18 protein-coding genes, 1 tRNA gene and 1 pseudogene are annotated in these 21,098 nt (G+C 61.3%); 11 read left to right on the plus strand and 9 right to left on the minus strand.

Translation table 11 applies throughout. The features are described 5' to 3' along the window. Nucleotides 1–7: 7 nt before the first annotated feature. Entirely contained in the window at nt 8–1,540 is a 1,533-nt protein-coding gene (locus NQ491_RS07485; protein WP_019246808.1) for an acyl-CoA carboxylase subunit beta, read from the plus strand. A gap of 734 nt (nt 1,541–2,274) precedes the next feature. On the opposite strand, the gene NQ491_RS07490 is transcribed toward NQ491_RS07485, so the two are convergent. Beyond that, nucleotides 2,275–4,404: a S9 family peptidase gene (locus tag NQ491_RS07490; protein ID WP_019246807.1), complete on the minus strand. Its 2,130-nt coding sequence runs from the start codon at nt 4,402–4,404 to the stop codon at nt 2,275–2,277. A gap of 19 nt (nt 4,405–4,423) precedes the next feature. Beyond that, entirely contained in the window at nt 4,424–4,837 is a 414-nt protein-coding gene (locus NQ491_RS07495) for an NUDIX hydrolase (protein ID WP_232423216.1), read from the minus strand. Nucleotides 4,838–5,042: 205 nt separating this feature from the next. Between NQ491_RS07495 and pyrE the strand changes: the two genes are divergently transcribed. From pyrE to NQ491_RS07515, 4 genes are all read left to right on the plus strand, one after another. Beyond that, nucleotides 5,043–5,684, plus strand: a complete 642-nt coding sequence (gene pyrE, locus NQ491_RS07500; RefSeq protein ID WP_019246805.1) for an orotate phosphoribosyltransferase — start codon at nt 5,043–5,045, stop codon at nt 5,682–5,684. A 5-nt stretch (nt 5,685–5,689) separates the two neighbouring features. Next, the gene (locus NQ491_RS07505) at nt 5,690–6,100 is read left to right on the plus strand and encodes a hypothetical protein (protein WP_019246804.1); all 411 of its coding nucleotides are present in this window, start codon (nt 5,690–5,692) and stop codon (nt 6,098–6,100) included. Nucleotides 6,101–6,200: 100 nt separating this feature from the next. Next, on the plus strand, nt 6,201–6,494 hold the full coding sequence (locus NQ491_RS07510) for a putative quinol monooxygenase (RefSeq protein ID WP_019246803.1): 294 nt from the start codon (nt 6,201–6,203) through the stop codon (nt 6,492–6,494). A 104-nt stretch (nt 6,495–6,598) separates the two neighbouring features. Further along, nucleotides 6,599–8,605 carry a BACON domain-containing protein gene (locus NQ491_RS07515; RefSeq protein ID WP_019246802.1) on the plus strand — a complete coding sequence of 669 codons (2,007 nt, stop codon included), beginning with the start codon at nt 6,599–6,601 and terminating at the stop codon, nt 8,603–8,605. A 155-nt stretch (nt 8,606–8,760) separates the two neighbouring features. Here the strand turns inward: NQ491_RS07515 and NQ491_RS07520 are convergent. The 3 genes from NQ491_RS07520 to NQ491_RS07530 all read right to left on the minus strand — a co-directional run bounded on the left by NQ491_RS07520 (nt 8,761) and on the right by NQ491_RS07530 (nt 10,778). Continuing rightward, nucleotides 8,761–8,831 (minus strand) — tRNA-Gln (locus NQ491_RS07520). A gap of 47 nt (nt 8,832–8,878) precedes the next feature. Then, nucleotides 8,879–10,108, minus strand: coding sequence for a 3-deoxy-D-manno-octulosonic acid transferase (locus tag NQ491_RS07525; protein WP_019246801.1), 1,230 nt, complete (start codon nt 10,106–10,108; stop codon nt 8,879–8,881). Between the two features lie 4 nt (nt 10,109–10,112). Continuing rightward, nucleotides 10,113–10,778, minus strand: a complete 666-nt coding sequence (locus tag NQ491_RS07530) for a Crp/Fnr family transcriptional regulator (RefSeq protein ID WP_147524768.1) — start codon at nt 10,776–10,778, stop codon at nt 10,113–10,115. An 854-nt stretch (nt 10,779–11,632) separates the two neighbouring features. On the opposite strand from NQ491_RS07530, the gene NQ491_RS07535 reads away from it, so the two are divergent. From NQ491_RS07535 to phoU, 6 genes are all read left to right on the plus strand, one after another. Then, nucleotides 11,633–12,775 (plus strand): acyltransferase family protein, encoded by a 1,143-nt coding sequence (locus tag NQ491_RS07535; RefSeq protein WP_019246798.1) that lies wholly within the window; start codon nt 11,633–11,635, stop codon nt 12,773–12,775. A gap of 216 nt (nt 12,776–12,991) precedes the next feature. Beyond that, a complete protein-coding gene (locus tag NQ491_RS07540; RefSeq protein WP_019246797.1) occupies nt 12,992–13,810 on the plus strand; it encodes a PstS family phosphate ABC transporter substrate-binding protein in 819 nt (272 codons plus the stop codon). Between the two features lie 85 nt (nt 13,811–13,895). Further along, a complete protein-coding gene (pstC, locus tag NQ491_RS07545) occupies nt 13,896–15,050 on the plus strand; it encodes a phosphate ABC transporter permease subunit PstC (RefSeq protein ID WP_051013007.1) in 1,155 nt (384 codons plus the stop codon). 82 nt (nt 15,051–15,132) lie between these two features. Beyond that, on the plus strand, nt 15,133–16,011 hold the full coding sequence (gene pstA, locus NQ491_RS07550) for a phosphate ABC transporter permease PstA (protein WP_019246795.1): 879 nt from the start codon (nt 15,133–15,135) through the stop codon (nt 16,009–16,011). Nucleotides 16,012–16,026: 15 nt separating this feature from the next. Then, on the plus strand, nt 16,027–16,779 hold the full coding sequence (pstB, locus tag NQ491_RS07555) for a phosphate ABC transporter ATP-binding protein PstB (protein ID WP_019246794.1): 753 nt from the start codon (nt 16,027–16,029) through the stop codon (nt 16,777–16,779). A 197-nt stretch (nt 16,780–16,976) separates the two neighbouring features. Further along, nucleotides 16,977–17,657 (plus strand): phosphate signaling complex protein PhoU, encoded by a 681-nt coding sequence (phoU, locus tag NQ491_RS07560; protein ID WP_019246793.1) that lies wholly within the window; start codon nt 16,977–16,979, stop codon nt 17,655–17,657. A 118-nt stretch (nt 17,658–17,775) separates the two neighbouring features. Here the strand turns inward: phoU and NQ491_RS07565 are convergent, their stop codons facing one another. From NQ491_RS07565 to purN, 4 genes and pseudogenes are all read right to left on the minus strand, one after another. Beyond that, nucleotides 17,776–18,654, minus strand: coding sequence for an arginase family protein (locus NQ491_RS07565; protein WP_019246792.1), 879 nt, complete (start codon nt 18,652–18,654; stop codon nt 17,776–17,778). 634 nt (nt 18,655–19,288) lie between these two features. Then, nucleotides 19,289–19,651, minus strand: a complete 363-nt coding sequence (locus NQ491_RS07570; RefSeq protein ID WP_019246790.1) for a YraN family protein — start codon at nt 19,649–19,651, stop codon at nt 19,289–19,291. Nucleotides 19,652–19,653: 2 nt separating this feature from the next. Continuing rightward, nucleotides 19,654–20,358, minus strand: a complete 705-nt coding sequence (pepE, locus tag NQ491_RS07575) for a dipeptidase PepE (protein WP_026089796.1) — start codon at nt 20,356–20,358, stop codon at nt 19,654–19,656. A 111-nt stretch (nt 20,359–20,469) separates the two neighbouring features. Beyond that, nucleotides 20,470–20,955 (minus strand): annotated as a pseudogene (gene purN, locus NQ491_RS07580) (phosphoribosylglycinamide formyltransferase); the annotation flags it as partial. Between the last annotated feature and the right edge of the window lie 143 nt (nt 20,956–21,098).

Genomic DNA, 21,098 nt, shown 5'->3' on the forward strand with positions numbered 1-21,098 from the left:
AGAGAAGATGGAAAACGAAAGGATATACGAGGATTTCGAGCGGCGTAACCGGGCCGCCGAAGAAGGCGGCGGAGCCGACAAGGTGAAGAAACAGCACGAGGCGGGCAAAATGACCGCCCGCGAGCGGATCGAAACGCTGCTCGACAAGGGAACGTTTGTCGAACTGGACAAGTTCGTCGTGCACCGCTGCACGAACTACGGCATGGAGCGCCACCGCATTCCGGGCGACGGCGTCGTGTCGGGCTACGGCAAGATCGACGGCCGCCAGGTTTTCGTCTACGCCTACGACTTTACGGTGCTGGGCGGCTCGCTCAGCGCCACGAACGCGCAGAAGATCGTCAAGATTCAGACGATGGCCCTCAAGAACGGCGCGCCGGTCATCGCGCTGAACGACTCGGGCGGAGCCCGCATACAGGAAGGCGTGGAGAGCCTGACGGGCTACGCGAACATCTTTTTCCAGAACACGATCGCGTCGGGCGTCATTCCGCAGATCTCGGCCATTCTGGGCCCCTGCGCCGGCGGAGCCTGCTACTCGCCCGCGCTGACCGATTTCATCTTCATGGTCGACGGCAAAAGCCACATGTTCGTGACCGGCCCCGATGTCGTGAAGGCCGTTACGCACGAGGAAGTCGGCAAGGAGGAGCTCGGAGGGGCCTACACGCACAGCAGCAAAAGCGGCGTGGCCCATTTCATCGGTCCGAGCGAGGAGGACGTGCTGATGAGCATCCGCGAGCTGTTCGGTTTCCTTCCGTCGAACAACATGGAGGACGCCCCGGTCGTCCCGACCTCGGACGACATCCACCGCGAGGACGAGCGGCTCGATACGCTGATCCCGGCCGATCCGAACGTACCCTACGACGTGAAAGAGCTGATCGAGTCGGTCGTCGACGACCACTATTTCTTCGAAGTGATGCCCCATTTCGCTAAGAACGTCGTGATCGGATTCGCTCGGCTGGGCGGCCGCCCGGTCGGCATCGTCGCGAACAATCCGGCTTTTCTGGCCGGCGTGCTCGACATCGACGCCTCGGACAAGGCGGCGCGTTTCATCCGCTTCTGCGACTGCTTCAACATACCGCTCATTACGCTCGAGGATGTACCCGGCTTCCTGCCGGGATGCACGCAGGAGCACGGCGGCATCATCCGCCACGGCGCGAAAATCGTCTATGCCTATGTCGAGGCGACGATCCCGAAAATCACGCTGATCCTGCGCAAGGCCTACGGCGGAGCCTATATCGTGATGTCGAGCAAGCAGACCGGATCGGACGTCAATCTGGCCTACCCGACGGCCGAAATCGCCGTAATGGGAGCCGAGGGGGCCGTCAACATTCTGTTCCGTCACGCCGACGAGCAGCAGCGCGCGCAAGCCGTCGAGGAGTACCGCGAACACTTCGCGAATCCGTACCGGGCGGCCGAGCTGGGCTATGTCGACGAGATCATCCTGCCGCGTCAGACCCGTTTCAAGCTGATTCAGGCCCTCGATATGGCGCACAACAAGATCCGGAGCAATCCGCCCAAGAAGCACGGCAACATGCCGCTGTAATTTTCCGCGCAGCGGCGCAGATTACCGTTTTCCCCGAACGGCGGCCGACATCGTGAGCAATCCGTCTTCCGCCCGACAGAAGCAGGAGATTCCGTAACAGAGAGAACGGTAGCAGGGAACCCGCATCCGCAGAAACGTTCCGCCCCGCAAGCGGACGATGCGGAAGGACGACCGGTCCCAAGGCCGCCTGCAACGAACCGCCTTCCCGGTCGTTACAAACGAAAACGAAGCCTTGCGGCTGAACGCATGTTCAGCCGCAAGGCTTTTTCGGCCCGCCTCCACCGTAACCAAATTTCCCCGGCAGACCGGAATAACCTGCCATGCCGGACATAAGGAATCGGGGGGGTCGTCCGACAGAGCCGTTCACGGAACCCCGCCGGAATCGTCAGCCGTCCGCCGTAAATCAGCCGGGCAACGACAATCCGGACAATAGCCTGAAAAAGAGAACGGTTTCGTTCGAAACCGCTTTCCGCGAATACGGAAGACCCGTTCACAGCATAACCGTCACGAAGCCCGACACGCCCGAAACACGCTCTGCATTTTATCGGGAACGATCGCCGGCAATCCGGAGTCCCTTTACCCGAAAAAAGCATCGGCCCCGGCGCAAAAACGTGCCGAGGCCGATACTCCCATTCTCATACGGCCGAAACAGGCTTTCTCCTATCCGCAGGCAGCCGTATCGAAAGCCTTCGCCCGCTCGCGGACCGGTCCGTCATCCCGATCCGGCCGAGCCCCTATCGCCCGGTCTGTTCCGCCGGAGTTTCGGCATTCTTGACGTAACGGTCGAGCCAGCTGAAAAATTCGCGGTTCCATACGAGCGAATTCTGCGGCTTGAATACCTGATGCGCCTCGTCCTCGAACGAAACCAACCGGCTCGGCACGCCCATCAGGCGGGCGGCCGTGAAAGCCTGCAGGCTCTCGGTGTACGGAATCCGAAAATCGCGCTGGCCTGAGAAAATCAGGATCGGCGTATCCCAGTTCTTCACGAACTTGTGCGGAGAGTTGGCATACGAGCGGCGGGCCACCGGCGAGTCGCTCCAGTAGGGACCGCCGAGGTCGTTGTTCGGAAACCAAAGCTCCTCGGTCGCGCCGTACATGCTCTCGAAGTTGAACATGCCGCAGTGCGCGATGAACGCCTTGAAACGCTTCTGATGGTTTCCGGCCAGAAAGAAGACCGAATACCCTCCGTAGCTCGCCCCGACGCAGCCCAGCCGGTCGCGGTCGACCCACGGCTCGGCCGACACGTCGTCGATCGCGCTCAGATAGTCGCGGATGTTCTGTCCGCTGTAATCGCCCGAAATCTGATCGAGCCACTCCTGCCCGAACGACGGCAGGCCGCGCCGGTTCGGCGCCACGACGACGTAGCCCTGAGCCGCCATCAGCTGCAGGTTCCACCGGTAGCTCCAGAATTGGCTCACGACGCTCTGCGGACCGCCTTGGCAGTAAAGCAGGGCAGGGTATTTTTTAGACGGATCGAAATCGGGCGGCAGCACGACCCAGACGAGCATCCGCTTGCCGTCGGTCGTTTCCACCCATCGCTCCTCGACTTTCCCCATTCGGATATGTTCGTATATCTCCGCGTTGGTATTCGTGATGCGCGTCATCGCGCCGTCCGACGGATTCACGTCGAACAGTTCGGTGGGCGAGCCGAGCGTAGTCATTTCGGCCACGACGCGCCCGCCCGCCGCCGAGAATGCGTTCAGATCGTGCGCTCCGGAAGTAATCACGCGCACCGGACCGCCCGAAAGCGACACGCTGCAAAGCTGAATCGTCGCGCGGATCGGCGACAGGAACAGCAGCGTCGAGTCGTCGGCCCAACGGACATTGCCGGCATTGTAGTCGAAACCTTCGGTCAGATACCGCTTGCTTCCGTCGGCGAGACTCATCACGAACAGCCGGTCCTTATCCGACTCGTTGCCCGGGCGCTCCATGCTCGTAAAAGCGATCATCGAGTCGTCGGGCGAAAAGACGGGATACTTGTCGTAGCCCGGCATTCCCTCGGTCAGATTGCTCGTCCGGCCCGAGGCTACGTCGTAGAGATAAATGTCCGAGTCGGTGCTCAACGCGTACTGCGTACCCGTCAGTTTCTTGCAGGTATAGGCAAGCTGAGTGCCCGCATGGTTCCATGCGATCTCCGACGCGTCGAAATAGGGAGCCAGCGGGGCGTCCCACGGCTCGCCCTCCATGATGTCGGTCCCGCCGGTCACCCGGCCGGCCATGTCGGCGACGAACAGGTGCAGGTAGCTTCCGTCGTCCCAATAGTCCCAGTGGCGCTCCATCAGATCGTCGTATATTTTCGCCTTGGACTGTCCCAGATCGGAATAGAGCTCCGACGAGCTCCGCTTCACGACCGGCACACGCTTGATATACAGAATCCGGTCGCCCGAAGGAGCCACCGAGAATCCTTCCACGCCGCCCTCGATGTCGGTCACCTGAGCCAGATTGTTCCCGCTGGGCGCGGCCGACCAAACCTGACCACTGCCCGTGCGGTCGGACAGAAAATAGATTTTCTTTCCGTCAGCGCTCCACTGGACCGACGACTCGTTGTTGCCGGGATCGGTCACACGGACGGCCTTGCCGCCTCCGGCCGGTACGGACCAGATGTCGGTCGTCCCCTTGTTCTGCTCCATATCGTAGCGGGTCACCGTATAGAGCACGGTGCGCCCGTCGGGCGAAAGGACGGAGCCCCCCACGCGTCCCATTTTCCACATCACCTCGGCAGTCAGGATGCCGGCGGCCTTCTCCTGCTCGGTCAGCGAGTTCTTCGTTTCCATTCTGTCGTTTCTTTTCTGCGGGCCTTCGGCGCACGATGCCGCCGCGACGCACAGCGCCGCGCCGAGCAATACGGTTACGGTTTTCTTCATGACTATATGTTCGGTTGGATCAGTCGGAGAGTCCTGCCTCGCGGAACACGTCCCGGATTGTGTAGTAAGCCCCGGACAAGCGGGCGGGAATCTGCTCGCGCGCGACCCATTCGGCCCGCGTAATCCCCTCGACGGTCTGCGGCCGGGGAGCGACGGCTCCCGCATAGCGCATCCGGTACCAGCTCGTCCGCTTGAGCACCCAGCGGTCGCCGATGCGGTAGCAATGATAGGTATCGGCGATCTTGTCGTCCCGCCGCAGTTCCTGCAACGGCAGCGCGCACTCCTCGGACACCTCGCGCACGGCGCACTCCTCGATCCGCTCGCCCGGCTCCAGCTTGCCCTTGGGCAAATCCCACCGCCCGTTGCGGAAAATCATCAGCACGCGTCCCCCGGCATCCGAGACCAGACCGCCGCCCGCTTCGATCAAGGGCATCGACGCGCGGAACCCGTCGAAAACGGACTCTATTTTTTCGGATATTACGGTTAACTTTTTGGTAAATTGAAGTTTTTGCAACAACTTTGTCATAGAAACGCTTTCGCCGGGAGAGACCGCGAGCGACGGTTCTCCGTCCCCGGCGCGCCCTTCCGGGGCGAAGCGGATGCAGCTGTTCTCGACATAAACTTTATAAACACTCATAATGAACGATTTATCGAGTAAGATAGCGGAAAGCCTGTTACAAATTAAGGCAATTAAATTAAATCCGGCAAATCATTTCACATGGGCCTCGGGCTGGTATTCCCCGATCTACTGCGACAACCGCAAGATTCTCTCGTATCCGGCCGTTCGCAAGCAGGTCTACGAAGGCTTCGAGCGGATCATCGCCGAGAAATACCCCGACGCCGACATCATCGCCGGCGTCGCCACCGGAGCCATCGCGCACGGCGTGCTGGTCGCCGAACGGATGGGCAAGCCGTTCATCTATGTCCGCAGTTCGCCGAAAACGCACGGGCTGACGAACCAGGTCGAGGGCGAATACTGGCCCGGCGCCAAGGTCGTCGTCGTCGAGGACCTCGTCTCGACGGGCGGGAGCAGCCTGAGCGCCGTCGAGGCGCTGCGCGAGGCGGGATGCGACGTGTTGGGCATGGTGGCCATCTTCACCTACGGTTTCCCGACCGCCGCCGAGAATTTCGCCGGAGCCGACGTGAAGCTCGACACGCTCAGCGACTACAAGACGATGATCGAATTGGCGGCGAAACAGGGCTATGTCCACGAGGACGAGCTGCAAACTCTCCAGCAGTGGCGGCGCGACCCTGCGAACTGGAAAAAATCGGCACAGTAATCGCTATGGAGAAGTACGAAAGCAAACACGTCCGGATCCTGCGTCCGGCCGAAACGGTTTACGGCGTCCTGTCGCGTTTCGACAACCTGACCCCGGTGCTCGCCGACAAGGTCGAAGGGTGGACGGCCGACGAAAACACCTGCTCGTTCAAGGCCAAGGGCTTCCCGGTCCGGCTGCGCATGGTCGAGAAAGAGCCTTTCAAGCTCGTCAAGGTGACCGGCGAGGACGGCTCGCCGATGGACTTCACGTTCTGGCTGCAGTTGGTTTCCGCCGACGTCAGCGACACGCGGATGCGGCTCGTGCTGCACGTCAAGCTGAACATGATGATGAAAATGATGATCGGCGGCAAGCTGCAGCAGGCGCTCGACCAGATCGCCGACCAGATCGCCGAAGCGTTCAACAACGCGCCTGTCTGAAAAACGCCTGTCCCCGCACGGCTCCCCAAGCGGAGCAAGGCGGAACCGCGCGGGAAATAAAAAAAGAGCTCAAACGGATCACCCGTTAAACTCACAGCATATGATCAACATTCTGGTAACCATCACCGTCTCGGAGCAGAACCGCCCGCAGACGTTGCGACTGCTCGAACAGCTGACCGAAGCCTCGCAACAGGAAAACGGAAATATCTCCTATCAGCACTACCTGCATCCGACCGATCCCGAGCAGCTGCTGATCGTCGAACTGTGGCAGAACGGCGAAGTGCTGGCCGCCCACGAGGCTACCCGCCACTTCACGACGCTGCTTCCTCAGATCGAAAAACTCTCGGACGGCATCGACATCCGCAAGTTCGACGCGGAGCCGGTCGTGGAATAGCCAAGGCGCTTCCCGCCCGACTCGTGCCCAAGCACGCTTCAAAACGGCGCTCGATACGATCTGAGTCGTGCTCTCGAAACCCAACCAACCTAAAACTTATACCTATGAGCGCAATCAAGCGGACGACCGCCGGAATATTGTTTCCGGCGTGTGTTCTCATTTTATCCGGATGCAGAGACAAAGACTCGGCCGGAACCGATCCCGCCGTCGAGCTGAAAACAACGACCGTCACGCTGGCGGGAGCGACAGGCAGCGAGCAAAACGTCTCTTTCGGGGCCACGGTCGACTGGACCGCCGCGCTGACGGACCCGAAGGCCGCCGAATGGTGCGCGGTCACCCCGACCCGGGGTAAGGCCGGATCGGAGCTGAAGCTGACGGTCCGGTCGCTGCGGACCAACGACACGGACGGCGAGCGGACGGCCGAAATCGTCGTCACGGCCGGTACGGCCAGCGGCAAAGTGACCGTCACCCAAGTCAAACAAGGCGTGCTGGCCGTCAATCCGGCCCGTTTCGACGTTCCCGGCATCGGAGCCACGATCGATGCGACCGTGCAGCAGAACGTCGAATACTCGGTGGTGATACCCGACTCCGTCGCTTCGTGGATTCTTCCCGCCGACGGCTCGAAAGCGGTCGTTGACCGACTGTCTTTCGAAGTGAAGCCGAACGAGACGCCGCACGTGCGCGAAGCGGTTGTCCTGCTTCGCGACCTGCACAGCGAACTGAAGGGTGAAATCGCCATCCGCCAGCGATCGGCATACGTACCCGAGATCACCGACGGCTGGGATATCTACGGCGGCGGCGGTTACCGGTACGGCCCATCGATCATGATCCATGACGACGGCACGATCGACGCATGGTTCGCCGCCCCGGGCGGCCAGTACGGAGACAACGTGCTCCTGTACGAGAACAAGGGCCAAAACACGCCGGTCAGACTCGGTGCCGCCGGCTCGTCGGTGGGTCAGCGATTCACAGCCGACAGGCCGTTCTACGCCGCCGGGGCGATCTGTGTGAACTGGAACGGTCAACCGTGCGGGCTGCGCCTTTCGCTTTACCGCTGGGACACGAGCTACGATCGAACGGTCGCCTCCACTCCCGTCGCACGCCAATCGTTCACGAACTATGCCGACGGCGGATTCGTCCATGTCACAGCCTCCGAAGGCAAGTTTCCGGCGGGAACCTATCTGTGGGTCATGGACGAAGGCACGACGGAGCATTCCGGACTGTGGAAGCATCCGGGCGTCGTCACGGGCGTCACGAACTACCAGAACGGACAAGCGGTCGACTTCAGCCTGGCAGGTCAGTACATGTTGGAATATTCGGGAGGAAGCACATTCTGGGATCAAGCCTCCTACCAGCGATCGGAGGACGGCGGAATCAATTGGAGTCAGGAGAAAATGGTGCTGCTGCCGACCGAGTTCTCGTCGGACCACTTCTCGGTCTGCGACCCTGGCGTCGCGCGCTGGGGAGGCTACTACTACGCGGGCTATACGTCGACCGAGAACCTGAACATGGTCGAGAACCACGTCTACATTGCGCGCTCGCAGTCGCCCGAAGGTCCGTGGGAGAAATGGAACGGCACGGGCTGGACGACCGGTGCGGACGTGCAGCCGATGATCCGCTATACGGACGACCCGACCGCTTTCGGGGCCGGCGAGCCCTCGATCGTCGTGCTCGACGGAACGATCTACTTCTATTACTCGTGGAACGACTCGGGTACCGGCATCAAGACCAGGCTGGCGACGGCCGACGCGACCGATCCGCTGTGGCCCGCCCACCTCGATTTCCACGGCGTCGTGATCGATAAAAGCGCGATCGCGGGCTCCGACCATTGCGACGTGAAGTACCGCGAGGACATCGGCAAGTTCCAAGCCGTCCACACGGCCTCGCGGATGAGCGCCGACAGCTACATCGTGCTGTGGCAGTCCGACGACGGCATCCGTTTCGAGAAAATCGCCGAGTTGCGGGACGGCCTGCAGCCCTATCTCCACAATTGCGGATGGAGCGGCGACGAGCTCGGGCATATCAAGCCCGGCGTACAGCAGTACATCGCATACGCTTACGGAACCGACTGGGGAAACTGGAAAACCCGTTGGAGCCGGGTCGATTTCTGACCTCCGGCCAAACGCCGGACAGGATAGCCCGAGGAAGGTACGGGACTCGATCCGCACGAATACGGTATAGGACGTCCGGAGCGGGAAACCTTCCCTCCTTTCGTCCCAAAAACGGAAAGCAAAGCCTGACAATCGGCGATTGTCAGGCTTTTTCGTTGACCCACCAAGACTCGAACTTGGAACGACAGAACCAAAATCTGCTGTGTTACCATTACACCATGGGTCAATCCGCCTCCGGACCAACCGGACGGGCAAATATAGTTCAATAATTCGTCATCTGCAAATTTCGTCCACGATCCGCCGGGTCGCCCCGCGATGGGACTCGACATACGTCCTGCATGCCTCGCCGGCACGTTGCGTCGCTGCGGGATCGCGATACAGGCGGTCGAACCACTCGAGCAGTTGCGCGCCGTCGGCGATGCTCTCGGCTCCTCCCGACTCGATCAGGTCGCAGGCTTCCCGGAACTTCCCGTAATGCGGCCCGAACGCCAGCGGCAGGCCGAATACGGCCGCCTCCAGCGTGTTGTGTATTCCCGCGCCGAAACCGCCGCCGATATAGCCCCAGCGGCCGTACCGGTACAAGGACGACAGAATGCCGATCGTATCGACTATCAGTACGCCGGCTTCCGCCGAATCAGTCTCCGGGGTCAGTTGCGTATAGCGGAGGGCCGGACGACCGATGCGGCCGATCAGACGCTCGATCCGGTCCGGGTCGATCTCGTGCGGCACGACGATGAACTTGACGTCGCGGTAGCGATCGATCATCCCGAGCAACAGTTCTTCGTCGGGAGGCCATGTGCTCCCCGCCACGAAAACGGGCCGGCCGGCCGCGAAGCGCTCGATTTCAGGCAACCGCTTGGCCCGAGCGGCAATCGAGCAGACCCGGTCGAAACGCGTGTCGCCCGTCACCGATACGCAGCGGACGCCGATGCGTCCGAGCAACGCCCGCGACTCATCGTTCTGCACGAAAATATGGCTGAACGCGCCCAAAGCCCGGCGAAACAGACCGCCGTAAGGCCGGAAAAATATCTGACCGCGCCGGAAAATCGACGAAATCAGGTAGAGGCGCGTTCCCTCCTTTCGCATCGCGAGCAGGTAGTTGATCCAGAACTCGTACTTGACGAAAACGGCCACTTTCGGCCGGAAGATGCGCAAAAAGCGCCGCGCATTGCGCGGAGTATCGGCCGGAAGGTAGAATACCCAGTCGGCGCCGGCATAGTTTTTCCGCACTTCGTAACCCGACGGAGAAAAGAACGTCAGCAGAATCTTGTATCGGGGACATGCCTCGCGGAGCGCCTCGATCACCGGGCGTCCCTGCTCGAACTCCCCGAGCGAGGCGGCGTGAAGCCATGCGACCTCGTCGTCCGGTCCGACGACCTCGGCCATGCGGCGGAAAATATCCTTGCGTCCGCGAACCCACAGCCGGGCCTTCGGATTGAACGGCGCGGCCATGCGCAGCCCGGCATTCATCAGCAGAATGCCCAGATCGTAAAGCAATCGCATAGGGTTATTTCAGAATATCCTCGAGCCCCTTGCGGTTCAGTACCGTGATCCGGTCGCCGGAAAGGGCGACCAGACGCTTTTTCTCCAATTCGGCGAGCACGGTCTGCACGGCGCTGCGCGTCGCGTCGAAATACTGCGCTATCTCGCGGATGTCGGGCATCTCGACCGAGGGGGAAGCTTCGGTCGAATGCCCGAGCAAATAGCCGGCCGCCTTCTCCTTCAGCGAGCGGAACGACAGGAAATAGATTTTTTTCGACCAGACGTTGGCCCGGTTCGAGATGATGTCGATGAAGTTCGACATAATCAGCACGTTGCTCTGCATCAGCTCGAACAGGTAACCCCGATGCAGCGTCATGATCGTCGCGTCGCCGTCGGCCACCACGTCGATCGGCAGTTTGTTGTAGCCGCCGAACAGGAAAGCCGGCGCAATCAGCTGCGGAGCCTCGAGCGGCTCGATCGTCACGGGACGCCCCGACGCGGCGGGCATCTCGCCGTGCACCTTCCCCCGCACGATAATCATCAGGCCCGAATAGGCCGTATCCCGGCGGGCTATCAGCTCGCCGTCGCGGTAATCGGCCAGCGTGTAGTCCCCGCGGCCGTCGATAACTTCATGGATCTGATCTTCCGTCAACCCTCTGAACAGCGGGCACTCGGTCAATATGGAATACATAGCGTTCGCATTATGTTTGTTTTCCGTTGCTGTCAAACGACGGGTGAAATTACCTATTTTCCCGACGATTTCCAAAAACTCGCGCGATACGGCTCCGGCAGTACTGTCGAACGCCCGCAGGAGCATCCGGCGCGAAAAACCGCGCCCGGACACACGCTCCGCGGAGCGCCCTGCTCGAAGCCCTTTCCCGAAACGCAACGATATTCGAGTCTCGTCCTTTCGGAGCGGACGACTACGGGCCCGTCTATCGCTTCCTCCGGACACGGTCCCCGCCATCCCGTCTTATCGACTTTATCCCTCGGACCGGCTACTGCCCGGCCCCGAAAGACGCCGACTCCGGAATCGCCCCCGGCCGCGGACGGTCATGCACTATGAACGCAGGCCGCCGTTTCCGCCTCGCGTAGTCCCGAAAGCTCCGGCTTAGTCCGAACGGCCGCCGCAGACGCCTCTCCGTTCGCAGACGCGGACCGGTCCGAAAAATCAGAGAGAAACGCCTCCGGCTCATACGCAATATAGTCATTTTTTTTGCAGAGCGGCACGCTTTTTCTTCCGGACAGCCGGAACGCGGGGAAAGCGGCAGCGTTTCCGGTCGCACTCAGAATCTTCAAGCGGCAGTTCTCAGGACCTTTGCGCGCATCCGGCAATCCGAAAGGCCGGATTCGCACGATATAAGAGACGGCGGATATGCGCCGATAACAAAAAAAAAACTTATTTTTACGACCGGTACGGTCTGCCGGAACGCCGGCTTCCGAACCGTAAAGCGCTTATGCCGAACATCCGGGAGCATCGTCGAGCTGCCCGCATGCTCGCATAACGCCAAGAACGAAACTACGAACCCTAACTTCCCGAAACCCATGCCGCAAACGGAAATTCCCGCCGCCGCTTTCGCCGACACCAAGCCGCATTACGACCTACTGGACGGATTGCGCGGAGTGGCAGCCCTGACGGTCGTCTGCTTCCATCTGTTCGAAGCCTACGCCACCAGTCATCTGGACCAGAAAATCAATCACGGATACCTGGCCGTCGATTTCTTCTTCATTCTCTCCGGCTTCGTCGTCGGCTACGCCTACGACGACCGGTGGAAAAAGATGACCGTCGGCGACTTCTTCAAGCGCAGACTGATCCGCCTGCAGCCCATGGTCGTGATCGGAGCCCTGATCGGAGCCGTCATGTTCTACTTTCAGGGCTGCCCGGTCTGGGATGTCTCGAAAATCTCCGTGACCATGCTGCTCGTAGCCACGCTGATGAACGCCCTGCTCATCCCCGCGACCCCCGGTTCCGAAATCCGGGGAGTCGGCGAGATGTATCCGCTCAACGGCCCGAGCTGGTCGCTGTTCTTCGAATACATAGGCAACATTCTCTACGCGCTTTTCCTCCGCAGACTTCCCACTCGGGCTCTGGCCGCGCTGGTCCTGCTCGCAGGCTGCGGCCTGACCGCGTTCGCCGTATGGGGACCGCTCGGCGACATCTGCGTCGGCTTCGCCCTGACGGAAGAGAACATAGTCGGCGGCTCCTTGCGCCTGCTGTTCTCGTTCTCGGCCGGGCTGCTGATGTCGCGCGTATTCAAGCCCGTCCGTGTCAGGGGAGCTTTCTGGATAGGCGCTCTGGGAGTCGTCGCGGTATCGGCCGTGCCCCGGATCGGCGGCAGCGAGCACCTGTGGATGAACGGGCTGTACGACGCCGCCTGCGCCATCGCGGTCTTCCCGCTGATCGTTTATCTCGGAGCCTCGGGCAAGACGACGGACAAGGCGACGACGCGGATATGCAAGTTCTTGGGCGACATATCGTACCCCCTGTACATGGTACACTATCCTTTCATATACCTGTACTACGCATGGGTCAAGAACGAGAACCTCACGTTCGCCCAGTCGCTGCCCGGAGCCGCGGCCCTCGTCGTCGGCTCGGTCATACTGGCCTACCTGTGCCTGAAACTGTACGACGAACCGGTCCGCAGATTCCTGACAAAACGCTTCCTGAACATAACGAAACGTCCGTAAGGCCGGCTACGAGCCTCTCCGTGCATGCTTCCGCACATCCGCGCGGGCATGAGAAAAGACGGCTCGTTTCCGTGCCGGCAGGTTCGCGCCGCACTTTCCCGTCGCCGGTCCGGCGACGAGGCTTAACCTTTTCTTAACCCAAAAGCAACTCTATCTTAACCGTCTCTTAAAGTTGCGTTCATTCTCCCGGACTACCTTTGCGGCAAACCGATGAGAATGCCTTTGAAAAAGATCGCCCTTCTGCTCGCGGCGCTCGGCCTGACGGCCGCCGCCTGCGCCCAGAAACTCAAGGGAAGCGACACGCTGCTGCCGCTGGCCCAGAAAGCCGCCGAAAACTATTCGGAGAAAAATCCCTCGGCCCATGTCACCGTCACGGGCGGAGGCAGCGGAGTCGGCCTGTCGTCGCTCCGCGAAGGCACGACCGACATCGCGATGGCCTCGCGTCGGATCAAGTTCGACGAACGGGTCCGGATGCAGCAGGCGGGCCGTCCGGTCGAGGAACTGACCGTCGCGTTCGACGCGCTGGCCGTCATCGTCCACCCCTCGAACCCGGTCTCCCGACTGACCCGGGAACAGCTCGAAGGGATTTTCCGCGGCAAGATCACGAACTGGAAGCAAGTGGGAGGCGAAGACCGCCAGATCGTCGTCTACTCGCGCGAAACGAGTTCGGGAACTTACGAATTCTTCAAGGAGAGCGTGCTCAAACACCGCAACTACATGCCTGCCGTACTGAGCATGCCGGCCACGGGCGCGATCATCCAGTCCGTCAGTCAGACGCCCGGAGCGATCGGTTACGTCGGACTGGCCTATCTCAACCCGGAGGTCAAGGCGCTCGCCGTTTCTTACGACGGAGGCGGGAGCTACGTCGACCCGACGTTCGACAATGCCCGGTCGAAAAGCTACCCGATCGTCCGGCCGCTCTACTTCTATTATACGAAATCGAACGAGGCCGCCGTCCGGCCGCTGGTCGACTACCTGACTTCGGACGAGGGACAGGCTATGGTGGCGTCCATCGGTTTCATTCCGATCCGTTAAAGCCCGTCCGAGCGCGACCCAATCACCGAAAACCGTGAAACTGAAACCGAGAAAAATAGCGGAGGCCGTCGCCGAGAAAATCCTGATGGCGAGCGGCTACCTGACCAGTATCGTGATCGTACTGATCGTCGTCTTCCTGTTCCGCGAGGGAGCCGGTCTGTTCGACTCGCCGGCCGTCGAGCAAGGCTACGTGCTGGCCGTCAACCGGGCGAACCCGGTGCAGAGCCTGACTCCGGAACAGATCATGCAGATATTCGACGCCGACCTGACGAACTGGAGCGAGGTAGGAGGTCCCGACGACTCGATTCTGGTCTTCCGGCTCGACGACATCACGAGCTACGCGACCGAGCAGGAGCTCGGAGCCGACCTGAGCCGCGCGCCGCAATGTCTGAGCCGGATCGTGGCCGATCATCCGAACATGATCGCCTATCTGCCCGAACAGTACGTCGCCCCCGACTTCGCCGGCAAGGTTCTCGGCGAGGGACGGATCACGCCGGCGAGCTTCTTCGCCGGGCGGCAGTGGTATCCGACCGCCGCGCCGGCCCCGCAGTACGGCCTGATTCCGCTGCTGGCCGGCACGCTGTGGGTCAGTCTGGCGGCCATCCTGATCGCATTGCCGCTGGGGCTTTCCGTCGCCATCTACATGGCCGAGCTGGCCGACTCGCGGCTGCGCCGGATGCTGAAACCCGTGATCGAGCTGCTGGCCGGCATTCCGTCGGTCGTCTACGGATTCTTCGGGCTCGTCGCGGTCGTGCCGCTGGTACGCGACGTCTTCGACCTGCCGGTCGGCGAGACGGCACTCGCCGGCAGCCTGATTCTGGCGATCATGGCGCTGCCGACGATCATCACCGTCGCCGAGGATACGATCCGCACGACTCCCCGAGCCATGCGCGAATCGAGTCTGGCGCTCGGCGCGACGCATTGGCAGACGATCCGCCGGGTCGTGTTGCCGTACTCGGCCTCGGGCATCGCCGCGGCGGCCGTGCTCGGCATCGGCCGCGCGGTCGGCGAAACGATGGCCGTGCTGATGGTAACCGGCAACGCCGCCGTCGTGCCGCACTCGCTGCTCGAGCCCGTGCGGACGATTCCCGCGACGATCGCCGCCGAGCTGGGGGAGGCTCCGGCCGGAGGCGCCCACTACGAGGCGCTGTTCATGCTGGGCTGCATCCTGTTCCTGCTCACGCTGCTGCTGAGCATCGCGGTCGAGATGATTTCGGCCCGACGGCCCAAGACGATGTAAACAAGGAAACCGCGCCGACGCCCGGAGAAAGATTCCCCGCCGGCGCGCGAGAGAAACGAAAAAACAATAACGAACGGACAACATGATAACGTCCTCGAAAATATCGAAACGCAAGAAGCGCTCGCAACGACTCGCTTTCGGGCTGTTCCGACTGACGAGCCTGCTGGTCGTGGCCATACTGGTATGGATTCTGGGTTTCATCATCGTCAAAGGAGCCGGCGTCGTCAGTTGGGAATTTCTCACCTCGATGCCCGAAAACGGGATGACCGAGGGAGGCATCCTGCCGGCTATCGTCGGCACGCTCTGCCTGGTGGCGGGCAGCATCGCCGTCGCGTTTCCGCTCGGCGTGATGTCGGGCATCTATGTCAGCGAATACGCCCGCGACAACTGGCTCGTCAGAGTGATCCGCGTCATGACGAGCAACCTGAGCGGCGTGCCGTCGATCGTGTTCGGCCTGTTCGGCATGGCGCTTTTCGTCCGTACGCTCGGGTTCGGCGACTCGATCATCGCCGGCTCGCTGACCCTCGCCCTGCTCGTGCTGCCGATCGTGATCCGGACGACCGAGGAGGCGATACGCTCGATCGACAACTCGCTGCGCAACGGCAGCTACGCGCTCGGCGCGACCAAATTGCAGACCGTCTGGCGCGTACTGCTGCCGATGGCTTTCCCGAACATCGTCACCGGGCTGATCCTCTCGATCGGCCGCGTGTCGGGCGAGACGGCGCCCATTCTGTTCACGGCCGCCGCCTATTTCCTGCCGAAACTGCCCGACAGTATTTTCGATCAGGTCATGGCCCTGCCTTATCACCTGTACGTGATCGCAACGAGCGGAACGGATCTGGAAGCCTCCCGTCCGATGGCTTACGGAACGGCTCTCGTGCTGATCGCGATCGTATTGCTGATCAATCTGCTGGCAAACGGACTGAGACGCTATTTCGGCCGCAAAGTGAAAACGAACTAACGAAACCCTATCGTCATGATCAACATAAGTGCGAAAGACGTCAACTTCTATTACGGCAGCTTCCACGCGCTGAAGAACATCACGCTCGGCATCGAGCGCAACACGGTCACGGCCTTTATCGGCCCCTCGGGCTGCGGCAAGTCGACTTTCCTGCGATTGCTGAACCGGATGAACGACCTGATCGAGGAAACGCGCCTCAACGGCGAGATCCGGATCGACGGCGAGGACATCTACGGCCGGGACGTCGAGGTCGTCGAGCTGCGCAAAAAAGTAGGCATGGTTTTCCAGAAACCGAATCCGTTTCCGAAGACGATCTATGAGAACGTCGCATACGGACTGCGCGTGAACGGCGTCCGCGACCGCCGGCTGATCGACGAGCGCGTCGAGAGCTCGCTCAAGGGAGCCGCGCTGTGGGACGAGGTGAAAGACAAACTGAAGAAATCGGCCTTCGAGCTGTCGGGCGGGCAACAGCAGCGCCTCTGCATCGCGCGGGCGCTGGCCGTGCGGCCGTCGATCCTGCTGATGGACGAGCCGGCCTCGGCGCTCGACCCGATCTCGACATCGAAAATCGAGGACCTGATCTACGAACTGAAAAAGGAGTACACGATCGTCATCGTCACGCACAACATGCAGCAGGCGGCGCGCGTCAGCGACCGTACCGCATTCTTCTACATGGGCGAGCTCGTCGAGTACGATCAGACCCGGCAGATGTTTCTGAACCCCTCGAAAGAGGCCACGCAGAACTACGTGACCGGCCGGTTCAGCTGATTCGGTACCTTTGCGCCGCAAGCGCCTGAAAGAGACCGCTCCCGAACGACTGCGGAGAGAGAAAAAACGACAACCGCAGGACCGGACGCAAAGCCGTCCTTCGCCGGATCGGACACCCGCGGCGAGAGGCTTTCCCGTCCGAACGGGACGCTCCGTAAACCGCCGATTGAAGCAAAAACACCAAATACCGAAAATCCATGCGACATACCGAAGAATCGATCAAGCGCGTCAAAAAAAGCCTGGCCGAGATGTGGCTTCTCGTGCAGGGGCAGGTCGAAAAAGTCTCAGCCGCCCTGCTCGAGCGGAACCGCGAACTGGCGCTCGAAGTGCGCAGCCGCGAAAAAATGGTCGATGCCTACGAGCTGACGGTCGACCGCGAGTGCGAGAATTTTTTCGCGCTGCTGACGCCGGTAGCCGTCGACCTGCGCATGATGCTGTCGATCGTCAAGATCAACAACAACCTGGAGCGCATAGGCGACTTCGCCGACGGCATCGCCGTCTTCGTCGTCGAAAACCTCAACGACAAGATCACGCCGGAGCTGATCGAACGGCTCGAACTCAAACGGATGTTCCAAGAGACGCTGTGCATGCTGAGCCTGTGCAAGGCGGCCCTGGCCAACGAGGACAGCGCGATGGCGGGCAAGGTCTTCGCCAAAGACAATCTGGTCGACCGGATCAACGCCGACGCGATCGCCGTGCTGGCCGAGCACATGAGCGCGCATCCCGACGCGATCGCGGACTGTCTGCACCTGCATTCCGCGATCCGCCGCATCGAACGTATCGGCGACCGGTGCAGCAACATCGCCGAGGACATCGTGTTCTATCTGGAAGCGCGGGTACTCAAACACCACGATACCGGACCGGCCGAAGAGAAGTAACGGACCGCCCGACGAGCTCCGGATTTTCCCGTTACCCAAGAAACCTCCCTTGCGCCGGAAGCGGGCTGCGGCACCCTTCCGGCGCCGTTTCTCCGCACCTGGACACGGGAACTTCCGGTTACTCCAACGAGGGCAAGCGTTTCAACATATCCCTGATCCGAACGGCCGTCCGGGGCATCGGCTCGGCTACCGTCAGACCGACCACCTCCCGCGCCCGGGCGATGTCGCCGATCAGCTGGACGACCTGATCGACGGTCATCCCGTCCGGAACGACGCCCACGGCCGCAACGAGATCGGCCGGATCGAGCACGTCCAGATCGAAATGGATCAGCACCTTCGAGGCCCCGCAACCTTCCAGCCACTCTACGACCGCGCGGCTGTCGCCGGCCACGTCCTGCGGAGCGAGGTGCGCGATGCCGAGCTCCCTCTGCCGCGCCCTGATTTCATCGCGCTCCCAATCGCGCAGACCGACCAGCAGCACGCGCGACGGGTCGATGCGCGCAGGTAGTTCGGCGAGTATCTTCGCATCGCCGAGACCCATGCAGGCCGCGAGCGCCATCGCATGATAGCCGGAATAAGCGTCGCCGGGCAAGGTGATGTCGGGATGAGCGTCTATCCAGATCACGGCCGCGTCATCCCCGTACTTCCCGGCCAGAAAGGCGAACGGAGCCGCGCTGACGGAGCAGTCGCCCCCGAACGTCACGATCCGGTCGGGATCGCCGGCACGCAGCATGCTCACGGCGGCCCTCGTCTGGGCAACGATCGCATCGCGGTCGAGCACTCCGTCCGTCACCCGGCGCTCCGCAATGCCGTCGGCGACGGGAACCGTCAGCGTTTGCACGCTGCTGTGCGGAGCCAGAAAGGCGAGCAGCTGCGCTCCCAGAAAATATCCTCTCGCCGCATCGTCGGGATTCCTTATCTCGGGAACCCACCGGACGATGTCGCCGCCCTGCCACTGGGGATAAATCAGGCGAACCGTTCTCTTTTCGTTTTCCATATCGCGAAATCTACAACAAGATAATTACCATATCGATACGCCAAGAGCTCCCGCATGGAATCTCACAGTCGCGGACTGCGGCTACGGACCGCGCGTCCGATCCGCTTTCCCGGCACCCCTTCGCCGAAAGGAACTTCGTTTCGGGACGAAAGCGTTGAAAATTCGACAGCCGGATACGGCAAGACATCTATGCGGGAGTTCTATACCGTATCCGCAGCACGTTTCCGGAACGCAGACAGACCGGCTTGCGCACCCGATCCGCCTGGCGTGCGGGACATATCCGGTCCTTCCTGTGGCAACAGGGCATCCGCGACGCCTTCGTCATCGCTGGCCCCGTTCCCTTCAGTCCCGCCAAACGATCCGGGGAAACGCGCTTCGCAATGGCTTCCGGACCGCAGGGAACGAAATGCCGGCACGCGTCGTCCCCATTCAACCGTATCTCGATACGTTGCGTCCGGAAAATTGCCGACCCGCAAGCCCCCCGCACTCAGGAGACAAAAGACCTCCGGACCCGGAATTTTCGCCGAGAGCCGGAAAGCGTTCCGGATCCGCGCCCGACCGAAAGGCCGGCCGAACGACCGGGAGCCGTCGGGCTCGAAAGCAAGAGCGGCAAGCGTTCTTTCCGCACGGTCCGTCACCAGCGCGGTGTCATCGCATTCGGAAAATAATGCAGGTCGCATTCCCCGTCCGGCCGATACTCGACCGTCACCAAATCGAACTGCGTATCCGTATCGAAGCCGTAGAGCGCGACATAATGCTCGGCGGCCCGCATCAGCGCCGCGAACTTGCGGGGCGTCATCGCCTCCTCGGGCGGCGAGAGCGCGCCGCTCCGGCGGCACTTGACCTCGACGACATGGAGCACGCCCTCGCGCAGAGCCACGATGTCGAGTTCGTAACGCCCGCTGCGCCAATTTCGATGCAACAGCTCGAACCCGTTGGCAATAAGCCATTCGGCCGCCGCCTGCTCGCCCCTCAGGCCCGCCTCGCGCGACTGCACGGCTAATCCAGTAAGAAATTCAGATCGTCGCCGGGCCGCACCTCGTAGGGCGCCTGCCCCTTGCGGAAGATCCGCATCGGACGTTCGCCTATCAGCTCGATCCGCCCGTTCTCGACACGCAGGATACATCCTTCGCGAAGCCCTGCGACCGTCATGCACGGATTGGCTTCGACATACTCGAGCAGCCGCTGTTCGCGCGTCTCGCCGGCATGACCGTCGGGATGGGCGTCGGTATAGTGCGGATTGATCTGGAACGGAACGAGCCCTGCCGCCGTGAACGTAGCCGGCTCGACGATCGGCATGTCGTTGGTCGTGCAGATCGTCGGACAGGCGACATTGCTGCCGGCGCTCCAGCCGACGTACGGAACGCCTTCGGGCACTCTCTCGCGGATCACCCTCAGCAAGCCCTGCTCCTGCATCGCCTTCACAAGCGCGAAAGTGTTTCCTCCTCCGACGACGATCGCCTCCGCCTGCGACAGCATGCGGGCCGGATCGCTCTCGCGATGCACCGAACGCACATCGATGCCGAGTTCCGAAAAACGGGCCTGCACTTTGGTCAGGTAATCGTCATAGGAAAACGTCACGGCCGCATAAGGCACGAAAGCGACCTGCCGGACACCGCCGAGGAAATCGGCGATCTGCCGCTTGGGGTACTCGAGATAAGCCTCGCCGGCATTGGTCGAATTGCTGATCAGCAACAGGCGCATCGATGGTTTTCTCTTCATATCGCATACGTTTAGTTTGTCTATTTCCGCTTCGATCACGAGAGGATAATAGCGGTACTCCAGAGCGTGCACCTTCTCGGCCACCCGCTCGGGCGTATCGCCCGGCTCGACCTCCGTGCGGTAGCGGGCCACGATGTCGCCGCTGTCGTAATGTTCGTTGACCCGGTGGATCGTGATGCCCGTCTCCCGATCGCCCGATTCGACGACGGCCCGGTGCACCCGGTCGCCGTACATGCCCTTGCCCCCGTGCCGGGGCAACAGGGAAGGATGCACGTTCAGAATCCGGCCTCCGTAAGCCCCGAGCAGATTGTCCGGCACGAGCCACAAGAATCCGGCCAACACGATGTAGCCGATCCCCTCGCGCCGCAATCTCTCGACGACCCGATCGCTATTATAAAAGGTATCGCGGTCGAAAATTTCCGTCCCGATGCCGAGCCTGCGCGCCCGTTCGAGCACCGGCGCGTCGGGACGGTTCGACAGGATCAGCGTCACGCGGGCCTTCTCTCCTGCCGCGAAATAAGAGGCCACATTCTCGGCATTCGTCCCCGAACCGGAGGCGAACACGGCTATCTTTATCATAAACAATGATTTACAGAATCAAAACCCGATTAAATGCGCAAAAAACGCTTCGGATGACCAAAAATAATCCAAAAAGTATTACTTTTGCAAAAATTTGGCTTTGAAATAGAAGTTATTTTTCGGAATAAACGCAATTGTCAAAC

It is taken from the genome of Alistipes ihumii AP11 (assembly GCF_025144665.1).
In the GTDB taxonomy this organism is placed as follows: Bacteria; Bacteroidota; Bacteroidia; order Bacteroidales; family Rikenellaceae; genus Alistipes_A; species Alistipes_A ihumii.

Excerpts from the sequence above, each read along its gene's own strand:
- NQ491_RS07485 (WP_019246808.1), top strand. The coding sequence starts at position 8 with ATGGAAAACGAAAGGATATACGAGGATTTCGAGCGGCGTAACCGGGCC.
- NQ491_RS07490 (WP_019246807.1), bottom strand. The coding sequence starts at position 4,404 with ATGAAGAAAACCGTAACCGTATTGCTCGGCGCGGCGCTGTGCGTCGCG.
- NQ491_RS07495 (WP_232423216.1), bottom strand. The coding sequence starts at position 4,837 with ATGCCCTTGATCGAAGCGGGCGGCGGTCTGGTCTCGGATGCCGGGGGA.
- pyrE (WP_019246805.1), top strand. The coding sequence starts at position 5,043 with ATGAACGATTTATCGAGTAAGATAGCGGAAAGCCTGTTACAAATTAAG.
- NQ491_RS07505 (WP_019246804.1), top strand. The coding sequence starts at position 5,690 with ATGGAGAAGTACGAAAGCAAACACGTCCGGATCCTGCGTCCGGCCGAA.
- NQ491_RS07510 (WP_019246803.1), top strand. The coding sequence starts at position 6,201 with ATGATCAACATTCTGGTAACCATCACCGTCTCGGAGCAGAACCGCCCG.
- NQ491_RS07515 (WP_019246802.1), top strand. The coding sequence starts at position 6,599 with ATGAGCGCAATCAAGCGGACGACCGCCGGAATATTGTTTCCGGCGTGT.
- NQ491_RS07525 (WP_019246801.1), bottom strand. The coding sequence starts at position 10,108 with ATGCGATTGCTTTACGATCTGGGCATTCTGCTGATGAATGCCGGGCTG.
- NQ491_RS07530 (WP_147524768.1), bottom strand. The coding sequence starts at position 10,778 with ATGTATTCCATATTGACCGAGTGCCCGCTGTTCAGAGGGTTGACGGAA.
- NQ491_RS07535 (WP_019246798.1), top strand. The coding sequence starts at position 11,633 with ATGCCGCAAACGGAAATTCCCGCCGCCGCTTTCGCCGACACCAAGCCG.
- NQ491_RS07540 (WP_019246797.1), top strand. The coding sequence starts at position 12,992 with ATGCCTTTGAAAAAGATCGCCCTTCTGCTCGCGGCGCTCGGCCTGACG.
- pstC (WP_051013007.1), top strand. The coding sequence starts at position 13,896 with ATGGCGAGCGGCTACCTGACCAGTATCGTGATCGTACTGATCGTCGTC.
- pstA (WP_019246795.1), top strand. The coding sequence starts at position 15,133 with ATGATAACGTCCTCGAAAATATCGAAACGCAAGAAGCGCTCGCAACGA.
- pstB (WP_019246794.1), top strand. The coding sequence starts at position 16,027 with ATGATCAACATAAGTGCGAAAGACGTCAACTTCTATTACGGCAGCTTC.
- phoU (WP_019246793.1), top strand. The coding sequence starts at position 16,977 with ATGCGACATACCGAAGAATCGATCAAGCGCGTCAAAAAAAGCCTGGCC.
- NQ491_RS07565 (WP_019246792.1), bottom strand. The coding sequence starts at position 18,654 with ATGGAAAACGAAAAGAGAACGGTTCGCCTGATTTATCCCCAGTGGCAG.
- pepE (WP_026089796.1), bottom strand. The coding sequence starts at position 20,358 with ATGCGCCTGTTGCTGATCAGCAATTCGACCAATGCCGGCGAGGCTTAT.